At 69.7% G+C, this 15,226-nt stretch carries 12 protein-coding genes and 1 pseudogene; 8 read left to right on the top strand and 5 right to left on the bottom strand.

Translation table 11 applies throughout. From position 1 onward, the window contains the following. The first annotated feature begins 426 nt into the window (after positions 1-426). Together ACIBLC_RS36535 and ptsP are read left to right on the top strand one after the other, a co-directional pair. The gene (locus ACIBLC_RS36535) at positions 427-876 is read left to right on the top strand and encodes a PTS glucose transporter subunit IIA (RefSeq protein ID WP_399215739.1); all 450 of its coding nucleotides are present in this window, start codon (positions 427-429) and stop codon (positions 874-876) included. A 77-nt stretch (positions 877-953) separates the two neighbouring features. After that, positions 954-2,624: a phosphoenolpyruvate--protein phosphotransferase gene (gene ptsP, locus ACIBLC_RS36530; RefSeq protein WP_399215738.1), complete on the top strand. Its 1,671-nt coding sequence runs from the start codon at positions 954-956 to the stop codon at positions 2,622-2,624. A 68-nt stretch (positions 2,625-2,692) separates the two neighbouring features. On the opposite strand, the gene ACIBLC_RS36525 is transcribed toward ptsP, so the two are convergent. Together ACIBLC_RS36525 and ACIBLC_RS36520 are read right to left on the bottom strand one after the other, a co-directional pair. Next, complete coding sequence (locus tag ACIBLC_RS36525; RefSeq protein ID WP_399215737.1) at positions 2,693-3,583, bottom strand: hypothetical protein; 891 nt, start codon at positions 3,581-3,583, stop codon at positions 2,693-2,695. 131 nt (positions 3,584-3,714) lie between these two features. Continuing rightward, the gene (locus ACIBLC_RS36520; protein WP_399215736.1) at positions 3,715-5,682 is read right to left on the bottom strand and encodes an acetoacetate--CoA ligase; all 1,968 of its coding nucleotides are present in this window, start codon (positions 5,680-5,682) and stop codon (positions 3,715-3,717) included. Positions 5,683-5,894: 212 nt separating this feature from the next. Between ACIBLC_RS36520 and ACIBLC_RS36515 the strand changes: the two genes are divergently transcribed. Continuing rightward, positions 5,895-8,261, top strand: a complete 2,367-nt coding sequence (locus tag ACIBLC_RS36515; protein WP_399215735.1) for a TIM-barrel domain-containing protein — start codon at positions 5,895-5,897, stop codon at positions 8,259-8,261. Between the two features lie 47 nt (positions 8,262-8,308). Here the strand turns inward: ACIBLC_RS36515 and ACIBLC_RS36510 are convergent, their stop codons facing one another. Next, on the bottom strand, positions 8,309-8,884 hold the full coding sequence (locus ACIBLC_RS36510) for an NUDIX domain-containing protein (RefSeq protein WP_399215734.1): 576 nt from the start codon (positions 8,882-8,884) through the stop codon (positions 8,309-8,311). Between the two features lie 259 nt (positions 8,885-9,143). On the opposite strand from ACIBLC_RS36510, the gene ACIBLC_RS36505 reads away from it, so the two are divergent. From ACIBLC_RS36505 to glpK, 5 genes and pseudogenes are all read left to right on the top strand, one after another. Continuing rightward, positions 9,144-9,572: a Zn-ribbon domain-containing OB-fold protein gene (locus tag ACIBLC_RS36505; protein ID WP_399215744.1), complete on the top strand. Its 429-nt coding sequence runs from the start codon at positions 9,144-9,146 to the stop codon at positions 9,570-9,572. A gap of 28 nt (positions 9,573-9,600) precedes the next feature. Further along, positions 9,601-10,791 (top strand): lipid-transfer protein, encoded by a 1,191-nt coding sequence (locus ACIBLC_RS36500; RefSeq protein WP_399215733.1) that lies wholly within the window; start codon positions 9,601-9,603, stop codon positions 10,789-10,791. A gap of 99 nt (positions 10,792-10,890) precedes the next feature. After that, positions 10,891-11,250, top strand: a pseudogene (locus ACIBLC_RS36495) (diguanylate cyclase); the annotation flags it as partial. A 490-nt stretch (positions 11,251-11,740) separates the two neighbouring features. Beyond that, the gene (locus tag ACIBLC_RS36490) at positions 11,741-12,481 is read left to right on the top strand and encodes an MIP/aquaporin family protein (RefSeq protein WP_399215732.1); all 741 of its coding nucleotides are present in this window, start codon (positions 11,741-11,743) and stop codon (positions 12,479-12,481) included. Between the two features lie 13 nt (positions 12,482-12,494). Next, on the top strand, positions 12,495-14,015 hold the full coding sequence (glpK, locus tag ACIBLC_RS36485) for a glycerol kinase GlpK (RefSeq protein ID WP_399215731.1): 1,521 nt from the start codon (positions 12,495-12,497) through the stop codon (positions 14,013-14,015). Between the two features lie 127 nt (positions 14,016-14,142). On the opposite strand, the gene ACIBLC_RS36480 is transcribed toward glpK, so the two are convergent. Together ACIBLC_RS36480 and ACIBLC_RS36475 are read right to left on the bottom strand one after the other, a co-directional pair. Beyond that, positions 14,143-14,748 (bottom strand): GTP-binding protein, encoded by a 606-nt coding sequence (locus ACIBLC_RS36480; protein WP_399215730.1) that lies wholly within the window; start codon positions 14,746-14,748, stop codon positions 14,143-14,145. Further along, positions 14,729-15,208 (bottom strand): hypothetical protein, encoded by a 480-nt coding sequence (locus tag ACIBLC_RS36475; RefSeq protein ID WP_399215745.1) that lies wholly within the window; start codon positions 15,206-15,208, stop codon positions 14,729-14,731. The genes ACIBLC_RS36480 and ACIBLC_RS36475 overlap by 20 nt, the downstream gene beginning before the upstream one ends. Positions 15,209-15,226 lie beyond the last annotated feature (18 nt).

Raw genomic sequence — 15,226 nt, 5'->3', positions numbered from 1 at the left:
ACTTGGCGTTGATTTTTGGCACGCTGTTGAGTTCTCAAGGAACGGACGCTTCCTTTGTACTCACCCGAGAGACTCTCTCAGGCTTTCCTCCGGGCGCTTCCCTTCTGTGTCCCAAACACTATCAGTGAATTTCCGTCTCTCTGACCAACGTTCTGCGGACATGCAGAAGTTGACCCCGAGATAGGATCTGACAAGTTGGATGCTGCCAGGCAAGGACACTTGATCGCGTCACTCAGCCCCAAGCAGGAGTACGACTCTACATGCGGCGCCGGAGCGGGCGCAAATCGTTTCCGCTCTGCTCGACGGCCGCCAACCGGGTCCTCTCGCAGGGAACCTGCACTTCATATGACATACGCTGCTGAGCAGTGCGCCGTCCGGGACAGTCAGTGACGGCCCGTATATATCTCCGCCCCCGGGAGGCTTCCCATGACCACCGTGACGTCCCCTCTTGCAGGACGCGCCATCGGACTCGCCGCGGTTCCGGATCCCGTCTTCTCCGGGGCCATGGTCGGCCCCGGTATGGCGATCGACCCAGTGCGTGAGCCCTCGGAGGCCGTCGCTCCCGTTGACGGAGTGATCGTCTCGCTGCACCCGCATGCTTTCGTCGTCGTCGACAGCGAAGGCCATGGTGTGCTCACGCACCTCGGAATCGACACCGTGCAGCTCAATGGCGAGGGCTTCGAGCTGCTCGTCAACAAGGGTGACACCGTGACGCGCGGCCAGGCCGTCGTGCGTTGGAACCCCGCCGCCGTCGAGGCGGCCGGCAAGTCCCCGGTGTGTCCGGTCGTGGCACTCGAGGCCACCGCCGAATCCCTCTCCGACGTCCGCGAGGACGGCGATGTCAAGGCCGGAGACGCGCTCTTCGGGTGGCAGTGACATCTACGCCTTCGTGGGCGAAAAGTAGGACAACCACCACAGCGGCGCGATCCGCCGCACAATCGGAGACGGGTGAGATGGAGACAACGCTGCGAGGCGTCGGTGTGAGCCACGGTGTGGCGATCGGCGAGGTTCGGCACATGGGAACGGCGGTTCTCGAACCGCCGGCCAAGCAGATCCCGACGGAGGACGCGGAGCGCGAGCAGGGGCGTGCCCGCAAAGCCGTCGAGGCTGTGGCTGCGGACCTGATTGCGCGCGGCAATCTGGCGGGTGGCGAGGCTCAGGGAGTGCTCGAAGCGCAGGCCATGATGGCCGAGGACCCCGAGCTGATGGCGGATGTGGAACGGCGGATCGCTGTCGGCAGCACGGCCGAGCGCGCGATCTACGACGCGTTCGCCTCGTACCGTGCGCTTCTGGCCGGTGCCGGCGAGTACCTCGCCGGCCGCGTGGCCGACCTCGACGACGTGCGGAACCGTATCGTCGCGCGGCTGCTCGGGGTTCCCATGCCCGGTGTCCCGGACAGCGACGAGCCGTATGTCCTTATCGCTCGCGACCTCGCGCCGGCGGACACCGCACTGCTCGATCCCACTCTGGTGCTCGGATTCGTCACCGAAGAGGGTGGGCCGACCAGCCACAGCGCGATCTTGGCCCGGGCGCTCGGCGTTCCGGCCGTGGTCGCGCTGCCTGGTGCCGGCGAGATCGCCGAGGGCACGGTGATCGCTGTGGACGGCAGCACGGGTGAGGTCTTCGTGGAACCGAGCGCCGAGAAGAAGGCGCAGTTGGAGGCCGCCGCGGCGCAGCGCAAGTCGGCGTTGTCCGCCTCCACCGGTCCCGGCGCCACGTCCGACGGGCACAAGGTGCCGCTGCTGGCCAATGTCGGCGGCCCGGCTGATGTACCTGCCGCACTCGCGGCCGGAGCTGAGGGCGTCGGTCTGTTCCGTACCGAGTTCCTCTTCCTGGACGACAGCAAGCAGGCGCCGTCCGAGGAGAAGCAGGTCGAGGCGTACCGACAGGTTCTCGAGGCGTTTCCCGAGGGCCGTGTCGTGGTGCGTGTGCTCGACGCGGGTGCGGACAAGCCACTGGACTTCCTGACTCCGGCGGATGAGCCGAACCCGGCACTGGGTGTTCGGGGTCTTCGTTCACTGCTCGACCACCCCGATGTGCTGCGTACGCAGCTGACCGCCCTCGCCAAGGCTTCCGAGGGGCTGCCGGTCTACCTCGAGGTCATGGCGCCGATGGTCGCGGACCGCACCGACGCCAAGGCGTTCGCGGACGCGTGCCGGGCGGCCGGGCTCCAGGCGAAGTTCGGCGCGATGGTGGAGATTCCGTCGGCCGCGCTACGGGCGCGGTCGATCCTTCAGGAAGTCGAGTTCCTGTCCCTGGGGACCAACGACCTCGCCCAGTACACCTTCGCTGCCGACCGACAGGTGGGTGCGGTGTCCCGTCTGCAGGACCCGTGGCAGCCCGCGCTGCTCGACCTGGTCGCGCTGTCCGCCGAGGCGGCCAAGGCCGAGGGCAAGAGCTGTGGTGTCTGCGGTGAGGCCGCGTCGGACCCGCTGCTCGCGTGTGTGCTGACCGGTCTGGGGATCACCTCCCTGTCGATGGGTGCCGCGTCGATTCCGTACGTCCGCACAGCGCTCGCCAAGTACACGATGGCGCAGTGCGAGCGGGCCGCCGCCGCCGCGCGTGCGGCGGACACCGCCGAAGAGGCCCGCTCGGCGGCGCAGGCGGTGCTGTCCGGCGAGTAGCCCGACAGTGTCGTCGTTCGACTGGTGCCGAGGGGCGCTCCACCTGCCGGTGGGGCGCCCCTTCGGGTTCAGTGCGTGTGGCCCGTCGTTCCTCCGTCTTCACCGAGGTTGGGTGGCACGCAGTAGTCGACACCTGATTCCGGGGAGACCAGGTCTCCGGAATCCATGTCTGTGCAGTAGGCGTCGAAAACCTCCGCCGCGGTGAGGGGCTCCAGGTCCTCGCCGCGGAGTCGCCATCCGTAGACGCGGTCGGTCGTGTCGGGGGCTGTGGTGCGCATGACTAGTCCGCCGGCGCTCCGAGTGGCGATGCCGAGGGCCAGGACGGTGCTGAACTCGAGGGCTTCTGATTCGTCGAGGTGGACGGTGCCCGCGTCGTCGTGGGCTCGGAGTACGGCGAGGAGTGTTTCGGGTGCCGCCGAGACGCTGCATACGAGATGGAGTTCGCCGGATCCCGCGGTTTCGAGGATGCGGGTGAGCAGGTGGGAGGCGCGGGCGAAGGACGCGCGTCCGATGTCCTCTCCGCAGGACGCGCAGTCGCCGATGCGGGCCAGGAGTGTGGTCGCGTACTCCCAGGTCGCCCGGCGGACGGCCTCGTCGACCAGGTTGGGGACGAGTTCCTCGAAGGGCTGGCCCTCGTACATGACAGTGGGGCCGGTCGCCGCCAGTTCGGCTGTGAAGCGTGTCCGGCTGGACGGGGCGTCGGGCTCGATGCCACTGTCCGCGCAGAACTCGGCGTATTCCGCTGGGTCGAAGAGCGCCACCGTGGTGTGGCCGCCCTGCGCGGCGAGCGTCCTGAGCAAGGACTCCACTTGCTTGAGGTAGGTGGTGTGGTCGTCGAAGGTGAACGTGCGGTAGCACCGCATCGCCGTGAAGTCCGCCTCGTCGGTCAACAGGCCGATGGTGCCCGCGATTTCGCGGCGCAGGACGCGTCGCATGGTCTGGTGCTGGGTGTGCGCCATGTTTCCCCCTGTGCACAGTCGATCAATGCTCACTCACAGTAACTGGCGGCACTGACAACGTCGGCGGACGAGGGCGGTCCTCCGCGTCGCCGGTGACGAGCGGTCGGGGCGTGCGGCACGTCGTGAGCTGGTCAGGCGCGCTCTTTCGCCAGGTCTTCGTAGAAGCGCAGCAGTTCGACGTTGTCCACAGAGCCGAGGTTGACGGCCTTCTCCAGGGCGGCGCCTTGCAGCAGGCGTTTGATCGGGACCTCGATGCGCTTGCCGGTGAGGGTATGGGGGACGCCGGGGACTTCGATGACCTCGTCCGGGACATGACGGGGTGAGAGTTGCTCGCGGATGGTCTGTTTGATGCGGGTCAGCAGGGCTTCGTCGAGTGCGGCACCAGGGGCGAGGTGTACGAAGAGGGGCATCCAGTAACCGCCGTCGGGTTGTTCGATGCCGATGACGAGCGACTCCCTGATCTCGGGGAGGCGCTCGACGGCTTCGTAGATGTCGGCCGAACCCATGCGCACGCCCTGTCGGTTGAGCGTGGAGTCCGAGCGGCCGTGGATGACGACGGAGCCGCGCGATGTGACGGTGATCCAGTCACCGTGGCGCCACACTCCGGGATACGTGTCGAAGTAGCTGTCGTGGTAGCGACTGCCGTCGGGGTCGTTCCAGAAGCGGATGGGCATGGACGGCATCGGATTGGTGACCACGAGCTCACCGACTTCGTCGACGAGGGGCTTGCCGCTGGGGTCCCAGGACTGGAGGTCGGTGCCGAGGCCGGGCGCCTGGAGCTCCCCGAGGTACACCGGCAGCGTCGGGACGGCGCCGGCGAAGCAGGAGCACACGTCGGTGCCGCCGCTCACGGAGGCGATCCACAGGTCGTCGCGGACCTCGTCGTGGAGGTAGCGGAACCCGTCGGGTGGCAGGGGCGAGCCGGTGGTGGCGACGCACTGCACGCGCGCGAGGTCGAAGTCGTGGGAGGGGCGGACGCCCGCCTTGCGACACGCCATGACGTACGCGGCGGACGTGCCGAAGAGTGTCGCTCCCGTGCGTTCGGCGATGCGCCACTGGGCGCCGGTGTCCGGGAACCCGGGGCTGCCGTCGTACAGGACGATCGTGGTACCCGTGAGGAGCCCGGAGACCAGGAAGTTCCACATCATCCAGCCAGTGGACGTGTACCAGAAGAAGCGGTCCTCGGGGCCCAGGTCGCAGTGCAGACCGAGTTGCTTGAGGTGCTCGACGAGGATGCCGCCCTGGGACTGGACGATCGCCTTGGGGAGGCCGGTCGTGCCTGAGGAATACAGCACCCACAAGGGGTGGTCGAAGGGGACCTGTTCGAAGACGGGCTCCGTGTCGGCGGAGGTCAGGGCGGACCACTCCACGGCGCCCTGGGGAGCCTCGGTCCCGAGCAGGGGGATGTGCACGACCGCGCGCAGGGTCGGCAGTTCGCGGCGCAGTTCGGCGACGGTGTCGCGGCGGTCGTGCTGCTTGCCTCCGTAGCGGTAGCCGTCGACCGTGAAGAGCACGACGGGTTCGACCTGCTGGAAGCGGTCGAGGACGCTGCGGGCGCCGAAATCGGGGGCGCAGGACGTCCACACACCCCCGACGGCGGCTGTCGCGAGGAGCGCGATCACGGCCTGCGGAACGTTCGGGACGTAACCGCAGATCCGGTCCCCCGGGCGTACGCCCAGCGCGCGCAGTTCGGCCGCCAGGGAGCCGACCTGGCGCCGTAGCTCGGCCCAGCTGATGGGGACCGGCTCATGGGTCTCGTCGACGTACAGGAGCGCCGGTTCGTCCGAACGGGTGTCCGCCGCGCGCAGGGCGTGCTCGGCGTAGTTGAGGGTCGCCCCGGGGAACCACTTGGCACCGGGCATGGAGCGGTCCTGGAGCACGCGCGCGTGGGGGGTCGAAAACCGTACGTCGAACCATTCGGTGACGGCTTCCCAGAAGGTGTCCAGTTCGTCCACCGACCACTGGTGCAGTGCCGCGTAGCCGCCCTCGGACGGGGCTCCGTGCCGCTCGGACGCCCAGGTCTGGAACTTCGTGATCTGCGCCTGGGCGACGCGCTCCGTGGTGGGCTGCCAGAGCGGCGAGGGGTTGGAGGTGGTCATGGGGCGGCTCCCGGCTGTGCGCGTCGTGGGCGTCTGTCGCGCACGAGCTGGGGTGTGCGCGTCACGCGGCTGACATGGACGATGCCACGTGATCGATTTCGGCACCAGGGTTCGTGGCACATGGTCGCCGACGTGAAGATGTGCCCTGACCACGGGTGAACGGCAGTTGAACGACTCACACTTATGGCCCTGTCAATGGCAGGCTGAGCAGCATGAACGGTCGTGACCTGGTGCGTTCGGTGAAGGTGGTCGGTTCGGCGGGGGCGGCCCAGGGGTTGCGTACCGTGCGCGCCGCTTGGCGCAGTAAGCGTGCCGATGCCGTCGGGCTGCCCCGGCGGGGCGCCGAACGTGCGAGGGTGCCGGGACCGGTGCGAGGCGTCGAACCGGGTCCCGGCGGTGGAGTCGTCCGGTTCGCCCGCTCCGAGCTGCGGATCATGGTCGCGGTGAACGGGGCCGTGTTCTGGGGTTGGGACGGGGCGGAACCCGAGCCGTCGTACGCGCTCGCCGGCCGTTGTCCGGAGCCGGACCCACGGGCCGTCCTGGAGCCCGACAAGGACGGCGGTTGGCGGGTCGTCGCCGAGCGCGCGACGGTCGCCGTGTCGCGGCACGGAGCCGTCGAGGTGCTCACCCCCGGTGGCGTGATGCTGCGCCGCGAGCTGCCGCCCCGTTGGTGGGAGCCGGTCGGCGGCGGCACGGCACGCTGGATGCAGCGCTCCGAGGTGGCCGCCGACGCCCGGTTCTTCGGCCTGGGCGGGCGTGCGGCGGGTCCCCGGCTGCGCGAGGGGACGTACCAGCTGTGGAACACGGATCCCGGGCGGCCCTTCGTACCCGGCGACGATCCCCTGTACATCACCATGCCCGTGCAGTTGGTGGTCGCCGACGCGGCGACGCATCTCGTGTTCCACGACACCTCGTGGGACGGCGCGGTGACGTTGCGCGAGGGCGAGGAGGGCGCCGGTTCCGGGCACGACAGGAACGGGTCGTGCGAGCTGCGCGTGGACGGTGGGCCGCTGCGCTGTTGGGTGATGGTGGGCACCCCCGCGCGCGTGCTGCACACCTGGGTCTCGCTCACCGGGGCGCCCGCGCTGCCGCCCGCGTGGGCGCTGGGGCACCATCACGCACGGTGGGGTTTCGGGAGTGAGCGGGAGGTGCGGCGGATCGTCGCGGGTTATCAGGAGCGTGGCCTTCCGCTCGATGCCGTCCACCTGGACATCGACCACTACGACGCGCACCAGGTGTTCACGGTCGACCGGGAGCGCTTCCCGAAGCTGCCGGAGCTCGCGGAGGATCTGCGCCGCGATGGTGTGCGGCTGGTGTCGATCGTCGACGCGGCGGTCAAGGCGGAGCGCGGCAACGCGGTGTACGACAGTGGTATGGCCGAGGACGCCTTCGTCCGTGATGCGTCGGGGCGGCTCGTGCGCGGTGTCGTGTGGGCGGGCGAGTCGGTCCATCCGGACTTCACCCACGCGCGCGTGCGGCGGTGGTGGGGCGGGCTCTACGAGGAGCGGCTCGCGCAGGGCTTCGCCGGGTTCTGGCACGACATGAACGAGCCGACGTCGTTCACGGCCTTCGGGGAGTCGACGCTGCCGCGTTCGGCCCTGCACTCCCTGGAGGAGCGCGGTGGTGACCACCGGGAGGCGCACAACGTGTACGCGCTGGGCATGGCCCGGGCCGGCTTCGAAGGACTGCGCGAACTTGTGCCTCAGGAGAGGCCGTTCATCCTCTCGCGCTCCGGGTGGGCCGGAATGCAGCGCTACGGAGGGACCTGGTCCGGAGATGTGGCCACCGGCTGGCCGGGACTACGGGCGTCGCTGTCTCTCGTGCTGGGGCTCGGACTGTGCGGGGTGCCGTACTCGGGGCCCGATGTGGGCGGCTTCGACGGGAGTCCGTCGCCCGAGCTGTATCTGCGGTGGTTCCAGCTCGGCGCGTATCTCCCGCTGTTCCGTACGCACGCGAGTCTGCGGGCGGGGCGCAGGGAGCCATGGGAGTTCGGTGACGACGTCCTGGAGCACGCGCGCGTGGCGCTCGTCGAACGGCGGCGGCTGCTCCCGTACTTCATGACCCTGGCGCATCTGGCCCGGCGTACCGGCGCACCGTACGTGCGGCCCGTGTGGTGGGGCACGCCCGAGGACCGTGCGCTGCGCGACTGTGGGGATGCCTTCCTGCTCGGCGACTCCTTGCTGGTGGCGCCGGTGCTCGACCACGGGGCGGACCGGCGTGCGGTGCAGCTGCCGCGAGGACGTTGGTACGACACGGTCACCGAGGAGGCCTACGAAGGGCCGGCCCAGATCCTGATCGACGCCCCCTTGTCGCGGATTCCGGTGTTGGCGCGTGCCGGTGCCGTCGTGCCCGTCCGGGGTTCCGACGGCGGACTTGAGCTTGAGGTGTGGGCTCCCGCGCGAGGGCGTGTCGGGGGCGGGCTCGTCGTGGCGGACACGGCCGATGGGTGGGACGAGCCGGAGATCGAGCGCTATGTGACGCGCTGGGAGGGGCGGCGGGTGGTCGTACGGCGGGACGGAGAGGGCGGGCTGAGCGCGCCGGCGTATCCGGTGCGGGTGCGAGGGCTCCAGGCGCCATAGCGGCTCGCTGAGCGCCGACAGCACGCACCTTCGGGCGGACCGTCCGCTCAGATGTACCGCCCGTCGAACCATGCCTGTGCAGCCAGGGTGTGCAGCGGGAAGGCGAGTTCGGCCGGTCTGCGCAACAGGTGCCAGCCGGCCGTCTCGTCGGTGGCGGCGGACGGCGGGAGTTCGGCGGCGGGGCGTTCAGGGAGGAGCCCGAAGAGCAGCAGGTGTCCGGCCGGGGAGGTCATCGCGTCGGCGAGCCGTACCTCACGGCCCGCCGCGTCGATGCCCGTCTCCTCCTTGAGTTCCCTGACGACCGCGTGCCGCCAGTCCTCCTGGTGGTCGATGAATCCGCCGGGCAGGGCGATGCCCCCGCGCGCGGGGGCGATGGTCCGGGTGATCACGACCAGGGAGGTGCCTTCGGCGTCGTACACGGGCTGGACGGCGACGGCGACCGGCAAGGGGTTGCGGTAGGCCACGCTGGAACAGACGCCACAGTTGCGGGGCCAGCCGGAGACGCCCTCTTCGTAGGGTGCTCCACAGCTCGAACAGTGTGAGTGCGGCGCGAACTCGGCGGCTGGGTGTGGGGATGGGGATGCTGACACGCTGCGGACTGTATCCGATCGCTTGAGGGGCATCTTCAGTAGGAGTGCGCCCCGTACCCCGGAGGGCGAAGACACCAACGGGCGTTTGGTACGGCGGTTGATGCGCCTCGGGCCGCGAGGGGCGGCCGGAACCACCCCCGTGGGCCCCGGCCGTCCCTACCGATACTCCGACGCCCGGGACGCTTCCGCGGTTCTCCTCGACGGCTGCCCATTTCCCGTCCCCCGTGGCACACTTCTGACGTTCCGTCAGATCCATTGTCAGGGAGGGGCCTTGTCGCGTTCACGCACGCCTGTGGTCGCCGGGTGGTTCGCCGGGGACGGTGACGACTTCCGTCTTCTCGGTACGCGCTGTTCGGTATGCGCCTCGGTCTTCTTCCCCCGCGAGGACGCCTTCTGCCGCAATCCGGGCTGCCCGGGCGGCGGCGAACTGGCCGAGGTGCCGTTGTCACGACACGGCCGCGTCTGGTCGTACACCGACAGCCGGTACCGGCCGCCGTCACCGTATGTGAGCGATCCGGAACTCTCCTGGGAACCCTACGCGTTGATCGCTGTGGAGCTGGAACGCGAGCGGATCGTGCTCCTCGGCCAGACGGTCCCCGGGATCACCGTCGCCGATCTGACGGTGGGCATGGAGGTGGAGGTCGTCCCCGGCGTGCTGAACGAGGACGAGGAGACGACGTGGACGACATGGCACTGGCGGCCGATGGGGCTGACGGCATGAGCGGCGTGTGGCGTACGGGGGTGACGGTGTGAGCGGCGAGGTGGCGGTGCTCGGCGCGGGCATGCACCCCTGGGGCAAGTGGGGGCGCGGCTTCGTCGAGTACGGGGTCGTGGCGGCGCGTGCCGCGCTTGCTGACGCCGGCCTGGACTGGCGGGATGTCGGCTCGATCGTGGGCGCGGACACCGTGCGCGGCGGATATCCGGGGTATGTGGCCGGAGCGACGTTCGCGAAGGCGCTCGGCTGGCAGGGGGCGCGGGTCGCGAGTGTGTACGCGGCGTGCGCGTCGGGGGCGCAGGCGATCAACACGGCGCGGGCGCAGATACTTTCGGGTCTCGCGGAGGTCGTGCTCGTGGTGGGTGCCGACGCGGCGCCCAAGGGGTTTTTCCGTCCCGCGGGCGGAGACCGGCCGGACGATCCGGACTGGCTGCGGTTTCGCGTCCTGGGGGCGACCAACCCGACGTACTTCGGGCTGTACGCGCGGCGGCGAATGGCCGTGCACGGTGACACTCTGGAGGACTTCGCGCAGGTCAAGGTGAAAAACGCCGCCCTGGGGGCGCTGAATCCGAATGCGAGGTACCGGAAGAGGGTCACCGCCGAGGAGGTCGCCGGCTCCGCGGTCGTCGCCGATCCGCTGCGGTTGCTCGACATCTGTGCCACCTCCGACGGCGGCGCGGCCGTCGTGCTGTCCAGCATGGCCTTCGCGCGGCGCAGCGGTGTCGCGGACCCGGTGCGGATCCGCGCGGTGTCCACGGTGACGCCGCGTTATCCCAACACGGTGCTCGATCTGCCGGACATCGCCACGGACTCCGCGGTCTCGGTGGAACCCGCGGCCGACACCTTTCGGACGTCCATCGCGCGGGCGGCGTACGAGGAGGCGGGCATCGGGCCGGAGGATCTCTCCCTCGCCGAGGTGTACGACCTTTCCACGGCGCTGGAGTTGCAGTGGTACGAGGACCTGGGGCTGTGTGCGGAGGGCGGGGCCGCGAAGCTGCTGCGGGAGGGTGCCACGACCCTGGGCGGGCGAATACCGGTGAACGTGAGCGGCGGGCTGGCCTCCTTCGGGGAGGCGGTTCCCGCGCAGGCCATCGCCCAGGTGTGCGAGTTGACCTGGCAGTTGCGCGGCACCGCCGGTGACCGGCAGGTCGCGGGGGCCCGGGTGGGGATCACCGCGAACCAGGGGCTGTTCGGGCACGGTTCGTCGGTCGTCGCCGTGCGGTGACCTTGCTGGCCCACACACCCACTGTGACGAGCGGGACTTGCTGCGTGAACAGCTCGTGAATCGCGACCGGGTGTGCGCCGGGGGCGCCATTATGCTGACGTGCCCTCCTTGTCGGATACGCTCCGCTTCGCCTTTCAGCTGGGGTCGTCAATCTGACGACCGGAGGGGTTGCCGCACTGGAGATACTCGCCCGCCCGGAAGCCGGTGACATCCTGGCCCAGGCCCGCCGCGATCCCGAACTCGACGGCCGGCTGGCCGCGTTGGCGATCCGGGCGGCGGCCGGCAAGGAGACCCTGCTGCCGTTGCACGTCAACGTGTTCGCCGGAACCCTGGCAGACCTCGGCGGGCTCGCGGCACTGCGTGACGCGGTGCCGCGAGACCGGACGGCTGCCGTGGGAGGTGACGGTCGACGTAGGTCCGCCGTACACCCACGTGCCGCAGCACGCCCTCCTGGACGCGGGCGCGCGGTAACCGGTTCGCGCACCTGCCGTCGGTCGCCTCTCGACCCCCGGCCGGCGGACCTCGTCGGCTGAGAGCTGACGGCTGACAGCTGACGGCTGACGGCTGAGAACACGTGGAGCCAAGTGAGCGCCGACCGCGCGCGGCAGCCCGTTTCCGGCCAGGCTCGCCCCCGCGATGCCGCCCCGCGGGACGCCTCCAACCGTTGCTGTCCTCGACCTTGACGCCTCCTGGGCACCGGTGAACACTTCCGGGTGTCAGTCGGTATCGCCGCATTCGGGCGTCTTCACGCATCGCGCCGCTCGGGTTTCCGACCTGCGCCATGGGCCATTCCCACGGGCGATTCCACTGCGCCGACACGCTCGTCACGGATACCGGGCAGGGAGCGGGACCTCCCCGCCTTCGGCTGAAGCAGCCATGGGAAACGTGGGAAACGCATCCTGCCCGGTGGTCCGGAGCCGATCGCCCCGGGCCAGGCCTAGGAGCCGCCATGAGCAACGCAGACATCTTTGTGGGCGAGTTGATCGGCACCGCCATTCTGATCCTGTTCGGCGCGGGAGTGTGCGCCGCGGTCACCCTCAACAAGTCCAAGGCGCGGGGCGCGGGATGGGTGGTCATCGCTTTCGGGTGGGGCTTCGGCGTCCTCGCCGGCGCCTACACGGCGGCGCCGCTCTCGGGAGGCCAGATCAACCCGGCGGTGACGATCGGATTCGCCGTCGAGGGCTCAACGAAGTGGGAGGACGTGCCCTTCTACGTCCTCGGGCAGTTCGCCGGCTCCATCATCGGGGCCGTGCTGTGCTGGCTGCTCTACCTCGGCCAGTTCAACCTCAACGCCGGGGAGGAGGAGTCCATCGAGACGCTCGGGATCTTCTCGACCCGGCCCGAGATCAACAACCCGGTGCAGAACCTGATCACCGAGATCATCGCCACCGTCGCCCTGATGCTGCCCATTCTGGCCATGGTCGGCGGCGACAAGCACGTGGCGGGCATCGGGGACGCGGGGCTGCCCGTCCTGCTCATCGCCCTCCTCGTCGTCGGGATCGGCCTCTCGCTCGGCGGCCCCACGGGGTACGCCATCAACCCGGCCCGTGACCTCGGGCCGCGGCTCACGCACGCACTGCTGCCGATTCCCAACAAGGGCACCTCGGAGTGGGGTTACTCCTGGATCCCGGTGGCAGGGCCGATCGTCGGCGCCGTCATCGGGGCCCTGATCTACAACGCAGCATTCTGACGAAGGGGACGTCATGACGGACCATGCCGAGAAGTACGTCGCCGCAATCGACCAGGGCACCACGTCCAGCCGCTGCATCGTCTTCGGCCACGACGGCGCGATCGTCGCCGTCGACCAGCGCGAACACCGCCAGATCTTCCCCAAGCCGGGCTGGGTGGAACACGACGCCACCGAGATCTGGTCGAAGGTGCAGGCGGTGGTCGCGGGCGCGCTCGCCAAGGCCGGACTGCGCGCGGACCAGTTGAGCGCGCTCGGGATCACCAACCAGCGTGAGACGACGGTCCTCTGGGACCGCGCCACCGGCAAACCCGTACACAACGCGATCGTCTGGCAGGACACCCGTACGTCCGCCCTCTGCAGTGAACTCGGCGGCACGGACGGGCAGGACCGCTTCCGCGAACAGACCGGGCTTCCGCTCGCCAGCTACTTCTCCGGGCCCAAGGCCGCCTGGCTCCTCGACAACGTCCCGGGGCTGCGCGCGCGTGCCGAGCGCGGTGAGATCGCCTTCGGCACCATCGACTCCTGGCTGATCTGGAACCTGACGGGCGGCACGGACGGCGGACGGCACGTCACGGACGTCACCAACGCCGGGCGCACCATGCTCATGAACCTGGAGACACTCCAGTGGGACCCGTCCATCCTCTCCGCGATGAACGTGCCCGAAGCGATCCTCCCCGAGATCAGGTCGTCGGCCGAGGTGTACGGCAGCGCGGTGGGCCAGCTCGCCGGTGTGCCTGTCGCGTCGGCGCTGGGCGACCAGCAGGCCGCGGTGTTCGGGCAGGCCTGCTACGACGTGGGTACGGCGAAGAACACGTACGGCACGGGGAGCTTCCTGCTGCTCAACACCGGGAACCGGCCTGTTCCCTCGAAGAACGGCCTGCTGACGACCATGGGGTACAAGATCGGCACCGAGGCGCCGGTCTACTGCCTCGAGGGGGCGATCGCGATCACCGGTGCGTTGGTGCAGTGGTTCCGTGACCAGCTCGGCATCATCCGCAACGCCGACGAGATCGAGACACTGGCGGCGAGCGTCGACGACAACGGCGGCGCGTACATCGTGCCCGCGTTCTCCGGCCTGTTCGCGCCCTACTGGCGCTCCGACGCGCGGGGTGTGGTCACCGGGCTCACGCGGTACGTCACGAAGGCGCACCTGGCCCGCGCGGTCCTGGAGGCGACGAGCTGGCAGACGCGTGAGGTGGTCGACGCCATGTACCAGGACTCCGGGGTGCAGATCACCACCCTGAAGGTGGACGGCGGCATGACCAAGAACAATCTGCTGATGCAGCACCAGGCGGATGTTCTCGGGGTACCGGTGATCCGGCCCAAGGTCTCCGAGACGACGTGCCTGGGCGCCGCGTACGCGGCCGGTCTCGCGACCGGGGTGTGGAACGACCTCGACGAGCTGAAGTCGCACTGGCAGAAGGACGTCGAGTGGACGCCGGCCATGGAGTCCTCGGTGCGCGACCGCGAGTACGACAACTGGCGCAAGGCGGTGGAGAAGAGCTTCGGCTGGCACGAGGACGGCCCGAGCTGAAACAGGGTCCACGCGCGAGTGCGTTCGTCGTGAGCCACGCGCGCGTGGCACGACTACGGCCCGTACCCCGGTCGGCGGGGGTACGGGCCGTACCCGTGGGCAGTCGGCCGAAGCCGGCTCCCGTAGGTCAGGTCGTGACCGGTTGGCGCTGTTCGGACGCGGAAGCCATGGCGTGCTGGACGACGCCGATGAGGACTTCCTTGGCCGAGTCCCGGTTCCTCGCGTCGCAGAGGACGACGGGCACCTCGGGGTCGAGGTCGAGGGCCTGGCGGACGGTCTCGGGAGGGTATTGAGCGGCGCCCTCGAAGCAGTTGACGCCGACGACGAAGGGTATGGCCCGCCGCTCGAAGTAGTCGACGGCCGCGAAGCAGTCCTCCAGGCGGCGGGTGTCGGCGAGCACGACGGCGCCCAGCGAGCCGGTGGCGAGCTCGTCCCACAGGAACCAGAAGCGGTTCTGCCCGGGGGTTCCGAAAAGGTAGAGCACCAGGTCCTCGCGGAGGGTGATGCGGCCGAAGTCCATGGCGACGGTGGTGGTGTGCTTGCCCTCCACACCGCTGGTGTCGTCGACGGGGCGGCCCGCCTCGGTGAGCACCTCCTCGGTGCGCAGTGGCTTGATCTCGCTGACCGCGCCGACGAGGGTCGTCTTGCCCGCGCCGAATCCGCCGGCCACGAGGATCTTGAGCGTGACGGGCTCGACCGGGGGCTTGCCGCGCTCAGAACGCCCGAAGATCATCGAATTCTTCTCCTGCTTGATGGGGGTCGAGCGGCGGTGGCCCGTAGCCACCGCCGGGGGTTTCGATGACGAGTACGTCGCCGGGGCCGACGTCCGTCGCGTCACTTCCGGCGATCTCGACGGTGAGTGCCGTGTCCGTGGCGTCGTAGCGGAGTCGGGCCCGGCGGGTGATCCGGATGCGGCCCTCGGGCACGTCCTCGGTTCGGAGTTCGGCGCGGGCCGCGGTCGCGGACGGTCGCTTCGTCGAGTGGCTGGTCGCCGTCCGGGCCGAACACCCCCGGGAAGTGGACCGGTCGGCGCCCTCCTCGCGGAACTCCCATACACCCGCGACCGCCGCGTCGGCGTATCTCACCCGGTTCTTCGACAGCGGTCTGCGTGTGAGCGGGCCGCCTTCCGGACGCCGCGCGACGACGTCGGTGAAGGTGCCGCGTCGGTCGACCCAGAACTGCCAGCCTGTCACGTCTGTTCCCCGCTTCCG

It is taken from the genome of Streptomyces sp. NPDC050535 (assembly GCF_044457665.1).
GTDB lineage: Bacteria > Actinomycetota > Actinomycetes > Streptomycetales > Streptomycetaceae > Streptomyces.
Note: the sequence above shows the minus strand (reverse complement) of the source record. Positions and strands in the feature narration are given on the sequence as shown.